This is a genomic window from Pseudomonas sp. B22129 (assembly GCF_044218875.1).
Taxonomy (GTDB): Bacteria; Pseudomonadota; Gammaproteobacteria; order Pseudomonadales; family Pseudomonadaceae; genus Aquipseudomonas.
In genome coordinates this window covers 5,352,724-5,367,822 of the sequence record NZ_CP162592.1, presented here as the reverse complement: position 1 = coordinate 5,367,822, position 15,099 = coordinate 5,352,724, and the positions used below count along the sequence as shown (strand labels likewise).

General features: G+C 61.7%; 13 protein-coding genes. 7 read left to right on the top strand and 6 right to left on the bottom strand.

Going from position 1 to position 15,099, the window contains the following annotated elements; translation table 11 throughout:
* Positions 1 to 3: 3 nt before the first annotated feature.
* Both AB4P94_RS24425 and AB4P94_RS24420 read right to left on the bottom strand, forming a co-directional pair.
* Positions 4 to 849: an ABC transporter permease gene (locus tag AB4P94_RS24425; RefSeq protein WP_395607868.1), complete on the bottom strand. Its 846-nt coding sequence runs from the start codon at positions 847 to 849 to the stop codon at positions 4 to 6.
* Positions 846 to 1,874, bottom strand: a complete 1,029-nt coding sequence (locus AB4P94_RS24420) for an ABC transporter ATP-binding protein (RefSeq protein WP_395607867.1) — start codon at positions 1,872 to 1,874, stop codon at positions 846 to 848. The genes AB4P94_RS24425 and AB4P94_RS24420 overlap by 4 nt, the downstream gene beginning before the upstream one ends.
* 242 nt (positions 1,875 to 2,116) lie before the next feature.
* On the opposite strand from AB4P94_RS24420, the gene AB4P94_RS24415 reads away from it, so the two are divergent.
* Positions 2,117 to 2,947 (top strand): IclR family transcriptional regulator, encoded by an 831-nt coding sequence (locus AB4P94_RS24415; RefSeq protein WP_395607866.1) that lies wholly within the window; start codon positions 2,117 to 2,119, stop codon positions 2,945 to 2,947.
* Between the two features lie 132 nt (positions 2,948 to 3,079).
* Here AB4P94_RS24415 and AB4P94_RS24410 read toward each other — a convergent pair whose 3' ends face one another.
* Together AB4P94_RS24410 and AB4P94_RS24405 are read right to left on the bottom strand one after the other, a co-directional pair.
* The gene (locus AB4P94_RS24410) at positions 3,080 to 3,745 is read right to left on the bottom strand and encodes a response regulator (protein ID WP_395607865.1); all 666 of its coding nucleotides are present in this window, start codon (positions 3,743 to 3,745) and stop codon (positions 3,080 to 3,082) included.
* On the bottom strand, positions 3,720 to 7,103 hold the full coding sequence (locus AB4P94_RS24405) for an ATP-binding protein (protein ID WP_395607864.1): 3,384 nt from the start codon (positions 7,101 to 7,103) through the stop codon (positions 3,720 to 3,722). Before AB4P94_RS24405 ends, AB4P94_RS24410 begins: the two co-directional genes overlap by 26 nt.
* Positions 7,104 to 7,419: 316 nt before the next feature.
* Here AB4P94_RS24405 and urtA point away from each other — a divergent pair, with 316 nt between their 5' ends.
* The 5 genes from urtA (at position 7,420) to urtE (ending at position 12,325) form a co-directional block, all read left to right on the top strand.
* A complete protein-coding gene (urtA, locus tag AB4P94_RS24400; RefSeq protein ID WP_395607863.1) occupies positions 7,420 to 8,628 on the top strand; it encodes an urea ABC transporter substrate-binding protein in 1,209 nt (402 codons plus the stop codon).
* 162 nt (positions 8,629 to 8,790) lie between these two features.
* The gene (gene urtB / locus AB4P94_RS24395) at positions 8,791 to 9,708 is read left to right on the top strand and encodes an urea ABC transporter permease subunit UrtB (RefSeq protein ID WP_053256607.1); all 918 of its coding nucleotides are present in this window, start codon (positions 8,791 to 8,793) and stop codon (positions 9,706 to 9,708) included.
* A gap of 10 nt (positions 9,709 to 9,718) precedes the next feature.
* On the top strand, positions 9,719 to 10,870 hold the full coding sequence (gene urtC, locus AB4P94_RS24390) for an urea ABC transporter permease subunit UrtC (protein WP_395607862.1): 1,152 nt from the start codon (positions 9,719 to 9,721) through the stop codon (positions 10,868 to 10,870).
* Positions 10,867 to 11,625: an urea ABC transporter ATP-binding protein UrtD gene (gene urtD, locus AB4P94_RS24385; protein ID WP_395607861.1), complete on the top strand. Its 759-nt coding sequence runs from the start codon at positions 10,867 to 10,869 to the stop codon at positions 11,623 to 11,625. The genes urtC and urtD overlap by 4 nt, the downstream gene beginning before the upstream one ends.
* A gap of 10 nt (positions 11,626 to 11,635) precedes the next feature.
* The gene (gene urtE / locus AB4P94_RS24380) at positions 11,636 to 12,325 is read left to right on the top strand and encodes an urea ABC transporter ATP-binding subunit UrtE (protein WP_395607860.1); all 690 of its coding nucleotides are present in this window, start codon (positions 11,636 to 11,638) and stop codon (positions 12,323 to 12,325) included.
* A gap of 48 nt (positions 12,326 to 12,373) precedes the next feature.
* On the opposite strand, the gene AB4P94_RS24375 is transcribed toward urtE, so the two are convergent.
* Positions 12,374 to 12,730 carry a DUF1937 family protein gene (locus tag AB4P94_RS24375; RefSeq protein WP_395607859.1) on the bottom strand — a complete coding sequence of 119 codons (357 nt, stop codon included), beginning with the start codon at positions 12,728 to 12,730 and terminating at the stop codon, positions 12,374 to 12,376.
* 111 nt (positions 12,731 to 12,841) lie between these two features.
* On the opposite strand from AB4P94_RS24375, the gene AB4P94_RS24370 reads away from it, so the two are divergent.
* A complete protein-coding gene (locus AB4P94_RS24370) occupies positions 12,842 to 13,621 on the top strand; it encodes a DeoR/GlpR family DNA-binding transcription regulator (protein ID WP_395607858.1) in 780 nt (259 codons plus the stop codon).
* Here the strand turns inward: AB4P94_RS24370 and AB4P94_RS24365 are convergent, their stop codons facing one another.
* A complete protein-coding gene (locus AB4P94_RS24365; RefSeq protein WP_395607857.1) occupies positions 13,622 to 15,097 on the bottom strand; it encodes an amino acid permease in 1,476 nt (491 codons plus the stop codon).
* Between the last annotated feature and the right edge of the window lie 2 nt (positions 15,098 to 15,099).

The window sequence follows — 15,099 nt, the reverse complement described above, 5'->3', positions numbered from 1 at the left end:
CGCTTAAACCCCCAGGGACTTTTTGTAGCGGCTTTCGACCATGCGGTTCCAGCTCAACATGATCAGCAAGTTGACCAACAGCAGCACCACCGCGATGGTCGCGCCCATGGGCCAGTTGAGTTCCGAGAGGTACTGGTCGTACACCACGGTGGCGACCATTTTCAGGCGGCGCCCGCCGAGCAGGCCGGGGATTGCAAACGAGCTGGCCGCGAGGCCAAACACAATCAAGGTGCCGGACAACACGCCGGGCATCACCTGCGGCAACACGATTTTGCGCATGACCGTGGCCTGGCTGGCACCCAATGAAAGCGCCGCCTGTTCCGCCGAGGGGTCGAGTTTTTGCAGGGACGTCCACACCGGAATGATCATGAACGGCAGCATCACGTGCACCAGGGCGATCACCACCGCGAACGGCGTGTACAACAGCTTGACCGGGCGACCGCCAAGGGCCTGGATCAACTGGTTCACCAGCCCGTCAGCGCCGAGCAACAGGCTCCAGCCGAAGGCGCGCACCACCACCGAGATCAGCAGCGGCGTGAGGATCAGAATCAGGAAAATCGAGCGCCATGGCGTGCCCATCCGGCTGAGGATGTAGGCCTCCGGCACGCCGATCACCACGCACAACAACGTCACCAGGGCGCTGATCCAGAAGGTGCGCCAGAAGATCTCGTAGAAGTAGGAATCACTGAACAGTGACAGGTAATGGGCGAAGGTCCACTCATCGGCCTTCACGCCCACCTGGTAGTCGAACACGTTGAACGACAGCACCAGCGTCATCAGCAGCGGCAGTATCAGCAGCCCGCTGAACAACACCAGCGCCGGCAGCGAGAGTAGGTAGCCCCGGCTCATGCGCGCACCTCATCCGCCGCCAGCACGCGCAGCAGGTCGGCGTGCCAGTCCAGGCCCACAAGGGCGCCGCAGGCCAGCGGTGCGCTGCCGTCGTTGCTGCGCACCACGGTGATTTCGCCGAGGCGGGTGTGGATGCGATACAGCCATTGGCTGCCGAAAAAGTAGCTGTCGAGAACCTTGCCTTGCAGGCGACCAGCGCCTGCGTCCACCAGCTGGATTTTTTCCGGGCGCAGGCTCAGGATCAGCTCGCCGTTGCCGGCTTCATGGCGTACTTGCGGGATGCCCAGTTGGTCGTAATCACCGGGCAGCAGATTGGCCTTGCCCACGAAGTCAGAGATGAAACGTGTGCGCGGGTGTTCGTAGAGCTTGTATGGCGCGTCGATCTGGGTCACGCGCCCGGCCTCCATCACCACCACGCGGTCGCTGATGGACAGGGCTTCGGCCTGGTCGTGGGTGACCATCAAGGTGGTGATGCCCACGGCGCACTGAATGCGGCGGATTTCAAACTGCATCTCTTCGCGCAAATTGGCGTCGAGGTTGGACAGCGGCTCATCCAGCAGCAGCACCGGCGGTTCGATCACCAGCGCGCGGGCCAGGGCCACGCGCTGGCGCTGGCCGCCGGACAGTTCGCGCGGGTAGCGGTCGGCGTGCGGGGCCAGGCGCACCAGTTCAAGGACGGTTTTGACTTTGCTGGCGATCTCGCCTGCCGGCACTTTGCGCATCTTCAGGCCGAAGGCGACGTTGTCGCGCACGGTCATGTGCGGGAACAGCGCGTAGCTCTGGAACACCACGCCCAAGCCACGGCTGGCGGGTTTGGCGTGGGTGATGTCGCGGCCGTCGAGCAGGATCTGCCCGCCGCTGACGTCAACAAAGCCGGCGATCATTTGCAAGGTGGTGGTCTTGCCGCAGCCCGAAGGGCCGAGCAAGGAAACGAATTCGCCTTTTTCCACCGCAAGGTCAGTGGCGACCACCGCATCGACGGCGCCGTAGCGTTTGCTCAAGGCGTTGAGTTGGAGAAAAGCCATGTGTGCGTTCCACCTTTTTTGAGTCGCGTCGAAACGCGCTTTTTTGTTTTGGGCAGATGCGAATGAGGTCTTGCCGGTGCGTTGGCGCTCGATCTTGAGTCGGCTGCCGTTAGTTGTTCATTTCGCCCCTGTGGACGCAGATTAGGACGAAGACTAGGATGGGCGGAAGATGGAATTTCACTGAATGGACTAGTATTTTCAGTTTTATTCACTCACCGGAATTTATGTAGGGAATGAGTGTTATGAATTCCATTGATCGAAATGAAAATAATAAGGAAGTCGGTGCCGGTGGTGTCTCCCGGCTGTTCGCGCTGCTGCGCGTGCTGGGTAGCGTGCCGGAGGGCGGCGAGCGTGTGACCCAACTCGCGCAGCAAGTCGGCTTGTCTCAGCCCACCACTCACCGTTTGCTGCGCAGCCTGATGGACGAAGGCATGGTCGAGCAGGATGCGCGCAGCAAACGCTACCGGCTGAGCCTGGAGTTCTTCGCCCTGGCGGCCAACGCGGGCAAGACCGGCAACCTGCGTGACCTGGTGCGGCCGAGCATGTTGCGCCTGAGTGCGTCATTGGGGGATTCACTGTTCCTGCTGGCGCGCAGCGGGTTCGACGCCATCTGCCTGGACCGCAGCGAGGGTCCGTACCCGATCCGCACGTTCACCGGCGACATCGGCGGGCGCGTGGCGTTGGGCGTGGGGCAGGGCAGCCTGGCGATTCTGGCGTTCCTGCCGGAAGAAGAGCGCGAGACGGTGATTCGCTACAACCTGCCACGGCTCAAGGATTTCCACCTGTATGACGAAGTGCTGTTGCGTTCGGAGGTGGAGAACGTGCGCACCCTGGGCTATGCCGCGCGCAATACGGGCGTGCTCGAAGGCATGGCGGGCCTGGCGGTGCCCATCCTCAACCGCGACGGGCATGCAGTGGCGGCGTTGAGTGTGGCGACCATCAGCGACCGGCTGGGGCCAACGCGGTTGCCGATGGTGGTGGAGTTGTTGAAGCGCGAAGCGGCGGCGATCGGGCCGCGGATCAACCCGTTTGATCCGACGCTGCGCCGGCCCTCACAAACCTTTGGCGGATAACGATTTCAGCCACGATGAGGATTAAAATGTGGGAGCGGGCTTGCTCGCGAATGCGGTGGGTCAGCCAAGGATATGTCAACGGATACTCCGTATTCGCGAGCAAGCCCGCTCCCACACAAGCCCCACACCCATTCAGATTGCAGCCAACGCGACTGACGTTGCAGCGGTGCGTGTTTCCACGCCGAGCTTCACATACACATGCTCCAGGTGCTTGTTCACCGTCCTCGGGCTCAACCCCAAAATGTCGCCGATATCCCGATTGGTCTTGCCACACGCCACCCAGCGCAGCACCTCGACTTCCCGTTCCGTCAGGGCAAACCGCGCCGACAACAAGCGGTGCGCCGGCTCATCCTCCAGCGTCAGCACACTCGGCTGCTGTGCCTCCCGCGCCGACAACAAAATACGCGACGTACGCACATGCGCCGCCACCCGCGCCAACACTTCATCGGTCTGGATCGGTTTGGTCACGTAATCACTGCCACCCACCTCAAACCCCTGCACGACGTGCTTGCTGTCAGTCAGCCCGGTCATGAACACCACCGGGATGTCCGCGCTTGAGGGCTGCGCCTTGAGCCGGCGGCAGGTTTCAAAGCCGTCCAGGCCGGGCATCATTGCGTCCAGCAGGATCAGGTCCGGGCGCCGGCGTTGCACGCGGTTCAGCGCACTGAGGCCGTCGAGGGCCACCAGCACCATGTAACCGGCGTCGTCGAGGGCGTCAGAGAGCATGGCCAGGTTGTCCGGGGTGTCATCGACGATCAGCACCACGCCGGGTTCAGTGCTGCGGGTGAGTGCATTCATCTTCGGCCTCCTTGAGGGTTCGGTTGAGTTCATCCAGGCGGAAACCTTTGAGCAAACCGCGCACTTTGGTGATGAAAGGCGCGGTGTCCGGGGTGTGTGCCAGGATCGTGTCGAGTTTGTCGTGCAGGCCGCGTACGTAGCCGATGGCGCTGAGTTCGATGAGGGCGGCGAGGTCAGCGCGGCTGGGTAACACGCTGGGTGATGGCGGCGGCACAAGGGCTTTGGTGCGCCGTAACCACTGCAAACCCAGGTGCTGTTGCAGGCGCCCGAGCAGCTCCGGGGTGCGCACCGGTTTGGCCAGGTAGTCATTGCAGGCAGCGGCAATGCTGCGTTCGCGGTCGTCGGTGAAGGCGTTGGCCGAGATCACGATGATCGGTGCAGCGGACAGCGCATTGCGCCGGATCAGGCGGCTGGTTTCATAGCCGTCCAGCGTTGGCATCGACAGGTCCATCAGGATCAGGTCGGGCGCCAGCAGCGCCACCTGGCGGATCGCCTCCTGGCCGTTGCTGGCCTGGATCACTTCAAACCCCAGCGGCGTGAGCATGCCGCTGAGCACCTTGCGATGGTCAACGTGGTCATCGACGACGAGGATGCGGCGGCGCTCGCCCTGATAACCGATGATGTCGTGCTCCACATGCACCACGGCTTGCGGTGCGCGTACTTGGGAGAGGAACAAGCGCACTTGAAAACAGGTGCCCTTGTCGAGTTCGCTGGTCACCCGCAACTCGCCGCCCATCAAGGCGGTGAGCATGCGCGTGATGGTCAGCCCCAGGCCGACGCCCTTGTCCTGGCGCATCAGGTCGCCGCGTTCGAATGGCTGGAAAATCTGCTCGATCTGCGCCGGGTCAATGCCGATGCCCGTGTCGATAATTTCAAAGTTGGCGGTTTCATGGCGATAGCTGACCCGCAGGCACACCTCGCCGCTGTCGGTGAAATTCACCGCGTTGCCCAGCAGGTTGATCAGGATCTGCCGCACACGTTTTTCATCGCCACGCACCACCGCCGGAATCTTGCCCACGCAGTCCAGCCGAAAGCGCAGGCCCTTGTCCCGGGCCTGCGGGGTGAACATCTGCTCCAGGTCGTGGATCAGCTCGGGGAAGGGGATTTCAGTGAGTTCCAGGCGCAGCTTGCCGGCCTCGATCTTGGCCACATCGAGCAAGCCGTCGATCAGCGACACCAGGTGCGAGCCGCTGCGCAGGATGGTCGCCAGCGCGTCCTGATGCTGCTCGGGCATGGCGCTGTCACGCTGCAGGATCTGGGTAAAACCGAGCATGCTGTTCAGCGGCGTGCGCAGCTCATGGGACAGCCCCGTGACATAGCGGCTCTTGGCGGCATTCGCGGCCTCCGAGGCTTCCTTGGCCTGTTGCAGGGCCTGGTCGGTGAGGCTGTGGGCATCGATTTCCTGCATCAGCAGCAGGGTCTGGCGGTCGGACTCTTCCTGGGCCACGCCACGGCTTTCGCGGGTCAACACCACCCACCAGGCAAGCACGGCGGCCAACACCGAGAGGGTGAGGAAGGCCTTGAAGAACGCCTGATACAGGGTTTCGGAGTGGGGCAAGCCTTGCGCCGCCTGCACGTAGATCAACGCCAGGGCGCCGGCGAGCATCAACACCAGGGCGAGCAACAGCCCGAGGTAATGCGCCAGGCGTGTGTGCAGGCGGGGCATCAGCGTATTGGGCAGCAGCCAGCGCAGCACGCCTTCGAACTGTGTGACGAGGCGCGCGTGGGGTTTGCAGCGATCGCCGCAACGCGCGTCCAGCGAACAACACAGCGAGCAGATCGGCGTGCTGTAGGCCGGGCAGAACGCCATGTCTGCGGTCTCGAACGGGTTGCTGCACAGCCCGCACACCGCGTGGGTCGCGGGCGCCAGCGGGTGAATCAAGTGCACGGCGCTGGTGCGCGCGATGTAGTACTTGCCCTGGGTCAGCCAGGCCAACAGCGGCGCCATGATCAATGCCGTGCCCAGTGCCACAAACGGCGGTGCCGCCTGGGCCAGGGCGCCGAACAGGCCGAAGTGCGCCAGGATCGACAGCAACGAGGCAATCAGCATTGAGCCGACGCCCACCGGGTTGATGTCGTAGAGGTGCGCGCGCTTGAACTCGATGTGTTTGGGCGACAGCCCCAGCGGTTTGTTGATCACCAGGTCCGCCACCAGTGTGCCGATCCAGGCAATCGCGATGTTCGCGTACAGCCCCAGCACCTGGTCGATCACATCGAACACGCCCAGCTCCATCAGCATCAACGCGATGGCCACGTTGAACACCAGCCACACCACGCGGCCCGGATGGCTGTGGGTGACGCGGGCGAAGAAGTTCGACCAGGCCAGGGAGCCCGCGTAGGCGTTGGTCAGGTTGATCTTCATCTGCGAGATGATCACAAACAGCACCATCGCGCCCAGGGCCCATTCGGGCGAGCTGAACACGTAGCGGAAGGCGACCAGGTACATCTGGGTCGGCTCGGCGGCGCGTTCCATGGGGATTTCATGTTGCAACGCGAGAAAGGCCAGGAACGCCCCGGCAAACATTTTCAACGCACCGGGGATGATCCAGCCCGGCCCGGCGCAGAGCAGGGCCGCCCACCAGCGCTTGCGGTTGGCGGCGGTCTTTTCCGGGAGGAAGCGCAAATAGTCCACTTGCTCGCCGATTTGCGTGACCAGCGACAACGCCACCGTGCAGGCGGCGCAGAACGCCAGCAGGTTGAAGCCGCCAGCGTCGCCGCTGCGCCCGACAAAGCTGGTCCAGTCGCTGAAGGCGTCGGGGTTTTTCCACCACACAAAACAATAGGGCAGCACCAGCAGCACTAGCCAGATGGGCTGCGTCCACAGTTGCAGGCGGCTGATCAGGGTCACGCCGTAAGCCACCAGCGGGATCACCAGCAGCGAGCAGATCACATAGGCGATGGCCAGCGGGATATGGAAATACAGCTCCAGTGCCAGGGCCATGATCGCCGCTTCCAGGGCAAAGAACAGAAAGGTGAAGCTGGCGTAGATCAATGAGGTGATGGTGGAGCCGATGTAGCCGAAGCCGGCGCCACGGGTCAGCAGGTCCATGTCCACGCCGTAACGCGCGGCGTAGTAGCTGATGGGCAGGCCGGTGAGAAAGATCACCAGGCCTATCGCGAGGATCGCCCAGAAGGTATTGGTGAACCCGTAACTCAAGGACAGCACGCCGCCGATGGCTTCCAGCGCCAGGAACGACACGGCGCCCAGGGCGGTGTTGGCGATGCGCAGTTCCGACCATTTGCGAAAGGACTTGGGCGTGTAGCGCAGGGCGTAGTCTTCCATGGTCTCGTCGGCGACCCAGGTGTTGTAGTCGCGGCGGATCTTGACGATGCGCTGGGTACCGGAAGGAGGGTGCACGGTGGGAGGCTCCGGGGGAGGTGGGCATGATGGGTGAGCAAATTCCATGCCCTCACAGACGCTGAGGGTCCAAATGTGGGAGCGGGCTTGCTCGCGAATGCGGTGGATCAGTTTGCACATGCATTGACTGATCCACCGCATTCGCGAGCAAGCCCGCTCCCACAGGGGATCCCCAGTGCATGGGGGATCGGGATCCTGCCCTGAAACGGTGCGCGGCGGCATACGTCAAATGACGTACTCGCTTACGTCAGGCTGCGTATACCCGCGCTGGCCTCCTGCCGCCATGCTGACCCCCTCATTGCAGAGGAGTCGCCCCATGGCACTACGATTGATCCGCTCCACACCGCTGTTGGCCTTGTCGCTGCTGGCCGCCGCTCTGTTCAGCCAGGGCGCGCTGGCCGACAACGAAGGCCTGGCCGTGACCCCCACCGAAGTCACCGTCGGCCAGCTGCACTCGGCCACGGGCACCATGGCGATTTCCGAGACCGGTTCGATCCAGGCCGAACGCCTGGCCATCGAGCAGATCAACGCCTCAGGCGGGATTCTGGGACGCCAGATCAAGGTGATCCAGGAAGACGGCGCCTCCGACTGGCCGACCTTCGCCGAGAAAGCCAAGAAGCTGTTGGTCAACGACAAGGTTGCCGCCGTGTTCGGCTGCTGGACCTCGGCGTCGCGCAAAGCCGTGCTGCCGATCTTCGAAAAAGAAAACGGCTTGCTCTACTACCCGACCTTCTACGAAGGCCTGGAGCAGTCGAAAAACGTGATCTACACCGGGCAAGAAGCGACCCAGCAAATCCTCGCCAGCCTTGACTGGATCGCCAAGACCAAGGGCGCCAAGACCTTCTACCTGGTCGGCTCGGACTACATCTGGCCGCGCACCTCGATGAAGATCGCACGTAAACACATTGAAAACGTGCTGCACGGTACCGTCGTCGGCGAAGACTACTACCCGCTGGGCAACACGCAGTTCGGCTCGCTGATCAACAAGGTCAAGTTGAAAAAGCCTGATGTGGTGTTCGCAGCGGTGGTGGGTGGCTCCAACGTGGCGTTCTACAAACAGCTCAACGCGGCGGGCGTGAACTCATCCAAACAAACGCTGCTGACCCTGTCGGTGACTGAAGACGAACTGCTCGGCATCGGCGGCGAAAACATGGCGGGTTTCTATGCCTCGATGAAGTACTTCCAAAGCCTGGACAACCCGAACAACAAAGCTTTCGTCGCAGCCTTCAAGGCCAAGTACGGCAAGGATGCCGTGATCGGCGACGTGACCCAGGCCGCCTATCTCGGGCCATGGTTGTGGAAAGCGGCGGTGGAGAAGGCCGGCAGTTTCGACGTGGATAAAGTCGTGGCGGCGTCGCCTGGCATCGAGCTGAAAACCGCGCCGGAAGGCTATGTGAAGATCCACGAAAACCATCACCTGTGGAGCAAGTCGCGCATTGGTGAAGTGCAGCCTGACGGGCAGTTCAAGGTGATCTACGAGTCGGATCTGATCGAGCCGAACCCGTTCCCGAAAGGCTACCAATAAGTAACTGGCCTACCCGAGTCTAAATGTGGGAGCGGGCTTGCTCGCGAATGCGGTGAGTCAGTCACTTGATTCACTTACTGATACACCGCATTCGCGAGCAAGCCCGCTCCCACATAGAGCAAAAGCAGTCTGCATTTCATCTCTCTGTAGGAGACCATCATCATGGAATGGCTATCGGAATTTGGAGCCATCGCGGCAATGCAGGGGTTCAACGGCTTGTCCGTGTTCTGCGTGCTGTTGCTGATGGCATTGGGGCTGGCGATCATCTTTGGCCAGATGGGCGTGATCAACATGGCCCACGGCGAGTTCCTGACGATCGGCGCCTACACCACCTACGTGTGTTCCAGCCTCACCGCGCACTTTGCGCCGAGCTTTCAGCCCTATTACTTTTTCTTCGCCATCGCCCTGTCTTTCCTGGTCGCCGGCGCCGTCGGCTGGCTGGTGGAGTGGGCGATGATCAGCCGTTTGTACAAGCGCCCGCTGGACACTTTGCTCGCCACGTGGGGGCTGTCCCTGGTGATGCAGCAAACCTTCCGCTCGGTATTCGGCGCCCGTGAAGTCAGCGCCGAACCGCCGGCCTGGCTGATGGGCTCGGTGAACTTCACCGACGCCATCGAAATTCCGCGCAACGGCCTGTTCATGATGGGCCTGACCTTGCTGCTCACCGCCGCCATCTTCCTGATGCTCTACCGCTCACGCTGGGGCTTGCAGGTACGCGCTACGGTGCAGAACCGCTTGATGAGCCGCGCGGTGGGCATCAACACGCGCAAGGTTGACCGCATGACCTTCGCACTCGGTTGTGGCGTGGCCGGGGTGGCGGGTGCGGCGTTTACCACCATCGGTTCCACCGGCCCCACGGCGGGTTCGCAGTACATCGTCGACACCTTTCTGGTGGTGGTGTTCGGCGGCGCGCAAAGCCTGTTCGGCACCATCGCTTCGGCGTTTGTGATCGCCCAGACCCAATCGCTGTCGGAGTTTTTCCTCAGTGGCTCGATGGCCAAGGTGCTGACCTTGTCCTCGGTGATTCTGATCCTGATGCTGCGCCCGCAAGGGTTGTTCTCCATCAAAGTGCGCAAGTAGAGGCGAGCAGATGAAGGCTTTAGACAAGCTGCTGGGCGGCCAGCAAAACCTGATCGGCATTGTGCTGCTGGCGCTGCTGATCCTGGTGGTATTCCCGCTGTCCCTGGACGCGTTCCGCCTGAACATGGTCGGCAAGTACCTGACGTACGCGTTCGTCGCGGTGGGGCTGGTGTTGTGCTGGGGTTATGGCGGCATTCTCAGCCTGGGGCAGGGCGTGTTTTTCGGCGTCGGCGGCTACTGCATGGCGATGTTTCTCAAGCTGGAAGCGTCGGACCCTGAGAGCACCAAAATCCAGTCTACGCCGGGCATTCCGGACTTTATGGACTGGAACCAGATCACCGAATTGCCCTGGCTGTGGCAGCCGTTTCACAGCTTCAGTTTTACTCTGGTGGCGGTGATTGCGGTGCCGGTGCTGCTGGCGTTCGTGATCGGCCTGGCCCTGTTCAAGCGGCGTGTGGGCGATGTGTATTTCTCCATCGTCACCCAGGCGATTGCGCTGATCCTTACGGTATTGATCGTCGGCCAGCAGGGCCTGACCGGCGGCGTCAACGGCATTACCGACCTCAAGACCCTGCTCGGCTGGGACCTGCGCACCGACAGCGCCAAGCTGATCCTCTACTTCATCAACGCTGGCTTACTGTTTGGCTGCATCTTTATCGGCCGCTTCATCCTTGCTTCCAAGCTCGGTCGGTTGCTGATGGCGATGCGCGACAAGGAAGAACGCGTGCGGTTTTCCGGCTATGACGTGGCCAGTTTCAAGATCTTCGTGTTCTGCGTGGCCGCCGCCTTTTCGGCGATTGGCGGGGCGATGTTTGCCTTGCAGGTGGGCTTTATGTCGCCCTCGTTCGTGGGCATTGTGCCGTCGATTGAAATGGTGATTTTTGCCGCCGTGGGCGGGCGCATGTCGCTGCTGGGTGCGGTGTATGGCGCGTTGCTGGTGAACTACGGCAAGACTTACTTTTCCGAGTCGTTCCCCGAGCTGTGGCTGTATTTGATGGGCGGCCTGTTTATTGCCGTGGTGATGTACTTCCCCAACGGCCTGGCCGGGTTGTGGGAGAGCCATGGCCGCCAAGCGTTGGCCAAACTGCTGCGGCGTACACCGGTGGTGAAAGCCCCGGTCAAAGCCAAGGCTAAAACCAAAATCCTGGAGACCCAGCCATGACCGCCGTCGGCTTTGAAATGAAAAAACCGGTGTTGGCCATCGAAGGCCTCACCGTATCGTTCGACGGTTTCAAGGCGGTCGATAACCTCAACCTCTACATCGACCGCAACGAGGTGCGCGTAGTGATCGGCCCCAACGGCGCCGGCAAGACCACCGTACTCGACCTGATCTGCGGCAAGACCCGCGCCACCAGCGGCAGCATCCAGTTCGACGGCCAGGAACTCACCACCATGCGCGAGTACAACATCGTGCGGGCAGGCGTGGGGCGCAAGTTCCAGAACCCCTCGATCTACGAAAACCTCACGGTGTTCGAAAACCTCGAGATGTCCTATCCGGCCGGGCGCAAGGTGTGGGGCGCGTTGTTCTTCAAGCGCAACGCCCAGGTTGTTGCACGGGTGGAAGAGGTGGCGCGGGAGATCTTCCTCGGCGACCTGTTGCAACAGCAGGCCGACCTGTTGTCCCACGGGCAAAAGCAGTGGCTGGAAATCGGCATGTTGCTGATGCAAGACCCTGAACTGCTGATGCTCGATGAACCGGTGGCGGGCATGAGCGTCAACGAGCGCGCGCAAACGGCCGAGCTGCTCAACCGCATCAGCCAGGGTCGTTCGGTGCTGGTGATCGAGCACGACATGGAATTCGTCAAAAGCATCGCGCACAAAGTCACGGTGCTGCACCAGGGTAAGGTGCTGGCCGAAGGCAGCATGGAGTCGGTGCAGAGCAACCCTAAAGTCATCGAAGTGTATTTGGGCCACTGAGGAGTCCGGCATGTTCAAGATCGACCAATTGTCCTGCGGCTATGGGCAGAGCCAGATCCTCCACGACCTGGACCTGAACGTGGCCAAGCGTGAGATTGTCGCGGTGATGGGCCGCAACGGCATGGGCAAGACCACGCTGTTCAAAAGCCTGATGGGGATTTTGCCGCAGTGGAAAGGCCAGGTGAGTGTGGACGGGCACGACGTGTCGGCGCTGGAAACCCATGAGCGGGTGGCGCGCGGGATCGCTTATGTGCCGCAGGGGCGGATGATTTTTCCGAGCATGACGGTGCTGGAAAATATCCAGACCGGTTTGCCTGCTTCCGCGCGGGGTAAGGTGCCGGAGGATCTGTATGCGCTGTTTCCGGTGTTGCATGACATGCAGTCACGCAAGGGCGGCAACCTCTCCGGCGGGCAGCAGCAGCAACTGGCGATTGCTCGCGCATTGGCGACCAACCCCAAGGTGTTGCTGCTCGATGAGCCCACTGAAGGCATCCAGCCGTCGATCATCAAGGACATCGCGCGCACCCTCAAAGAGATTCGCACCCTTCGGGACCTGACCATCGTCGTATCTGAGCAGGTGCTGTCATTCACCCTGGAAATCGCCGACCGCTTCCTGGTGATCGAGAAGGGCTGTTTCGTGATCGAAGAGACCCGCGACCGGGTGGATGAGGCGACGATCAGCCGCTACCTGTCGGTCTAACCGGCGTGGGAGCAGGCAAGCCTGCTCCCACATTTTGATCTCGGTGTCTCAGATGAATTCCTGATCAACCTGCGACCACAAGCTTACCCGGCGACCCCTCGCTTCAAAAAACGCAATCTCGCGCTTGATCCCCCCGCTCAATTCCCACCCCGGCAAATCCAGCACGATCAGCTCTTCCAACAGCTCCATAAACACCGCATCCACCGGCGCCCACAGCTTGCCAACCGCGGTGCTGTCCTTGCCCGCAAACGCCTGATTGATCGGGTGTGACATCGAGACCTGGCTGAACACTGCATGCCCCGCCTCGATAATCCCGGCCGCTACCGCATTGCAGGCGATAAACCGCTCTTGAACCACCGCCGCGTCCGCATGGCTGTAAGGGCAGGCGAGAAAGATTTTTCGCATAAATACCTCGTTTTTTTGAATGAATGGAAATGGTTGTGTGGTTTATTTGTTGATTTGGTGACCGAACCCACCTAGTTTTGACGCTGTCCCCACTCACCTTCAGAGCCCGCCATGCGCCCCAACGAGCGACGCCACTCCATCCTCGAACTGCTCCGCCAACGTGAACGCATCTCCGTTGACGAACTGGCGCGCACCCTCAGCGCCTCCCACGAAACCATTCGCCGTGACCTTGCCGACCTGGCGGATAGCGGCCAGGTCACCAAGTTTCATGGCGGTGCTTCGCTGCCCCCGCGCGGCGAGCATGAGAACGCGTTCCAGACCCGCATGAACGAGTTCTCCCAGGAGAAACGCGCCGTGGCGCGTTATGCCGCGGGCCTGTATTCGCCCGGCGACAGCATCCTCATCGACACCGGCACCACCACGCTGTTTTTCGCCCGCGAACTGGCGCGCCTGAACCGCATCACGGTGATCACCAACTCCCTGCAAATCGCCGACAGCATGGGCGCCAGCGGCAATCGGGTGTTCATGATCGGTGGTGAGTACCGCCCCGAATCCAACCAGAACAGCGGCCCCCTGGCCCTTGAGCAAATCGCGCGGTTCAACGCCGAGCACGCCGTGGTCACCATTGGCGCATTGAGCGTGGATGGCGCGTTTGACTTCTCCATCGAAGAGGCTGAAATCGCCCGCGCGATGATTGCCCGCGCGCGTTACCTCACGGTGGTTGCCGACTCGTCCAAGCTCGGGCGCAGCGCCTTGTTCCAGGTGTTCCCGCTGGAGCGCATCGACCGTTTGATCATTGATCGAAAGCCCGTGGGGGAACTGGGCAGCGCGTTGGCCCGGGCCAATGTGGAGGTGCATGAGGCGCCTGCCAGCCCTAAACCGCAGTGGTAGCTACAGGTAATGCTGCATGGGCGGCATCTGTTCCAGCTGCTTGCGCCGGGTGACCCAGACACAGGCGAATACCACCGCGCCAACACCGATCAGGCCCAGCACATACAACTGCGCTACGCGAAAATCTGCCGGAATCATGAACACGCACAGCTCCACAAACAGCCACAGGCACGCGCCGGCCACCACGGGCCATTCCCACTTGCCCAGGGTGAAGTCATCGGCGTGGTGCAGCTGTTTATGGCGAGTGCCGATGTACAGCAACACCGTGGCGCTGTAGAGCAGGGCGGGCAACAGGGTCGCGGCGCCGAGGATTTGGGTGAGGGCATCGGCGTCACTGTAGAAGCTCAGCACGATGATCATCGGGATCAGCGCGGCCACGATGGTTGCCCACAGCGGGCCGCCGGTGGGGCGTGGCACGTAGCTCAGGGCGTCGGAAAACGGCAGGCGCCCGTCCCGGGCCATGGCGTGGACCAGGCGGCTGTTGCTGGTCATGATCACCAGGCCGCAGGCAAAGATCGCAATGCACACCACCACCAGAATGATCTTGCTCAGGGTTTCACCCAGGGTCATGCGGATCACGTCGGCCACCGGCGCCGAGCTTTTGCTCAGTTCCGCTACCTGATCGCCCAGGCCCATGCCGATCACCATCAGGAACAACGTGCCCATCACCCCGCTGGCCAGCACCGCATGGACCATCGCCCGAGGCACCACTTGCTTGGGGTTAAGGGTTTCTTCGGCCAGGTTGGCGGCGGCTTCCCAGCCCACCAGGGTGAAGGCACCGAGCAAGCCCGACAGCATGAACGGGCCGAGCCAGCCGTAGTAGTGCTCTGTGGGGGCGATGCCGGTGGACAGCAAATTCGACGCATGGCCTTTGCCGAACACCGTCACGGCGATGCCTATGCCGACGATCAAGCCGATCATCGCGATCACTTCCGCGCCCACCGCCATGTTGTTGATTTTGGTGAGGATCGGCGTGGACCAGATGATCAGCAGCATCTGGATAAACAGCACCACCACCGTGGTGATGGCCCCGGCGGCAGGGGAGTAATCCAGCCCCAGCAGGGGAAAGAGCGCCACCTGGGCCAGCCCGTAATCCACCGCCAGCAACACCACGGCGATAAACGCAAAACTCATCCAGCCAAACCACCAGCCCAGCACCGGGTTGACCAGGCGACTGGCCCACTGGTAGCTGAAACCGGACAACGGGATCTTGCTTGCCAGCAAGCCAAACACCAGCGCCACCAACAGCGTGCCGAGGGTCGCGATGGGCCAGGTCCACATGCCGATGGGCCCACTGGAGACCAGCACCGAACCGTAGGTGGAAAACAGCCCGGTGGTGATGGAGATAAACGAAAACGCGACGGCGAAGGATTCGAACTTGCCCAGGGAACGTTCGAATTGTTCCTTGTAGCCGGTACCACTCTCAGCGTTTTTATCGGGTAAAACGGCTTGCGGACTCGAAAGGGTGTCAGACATTG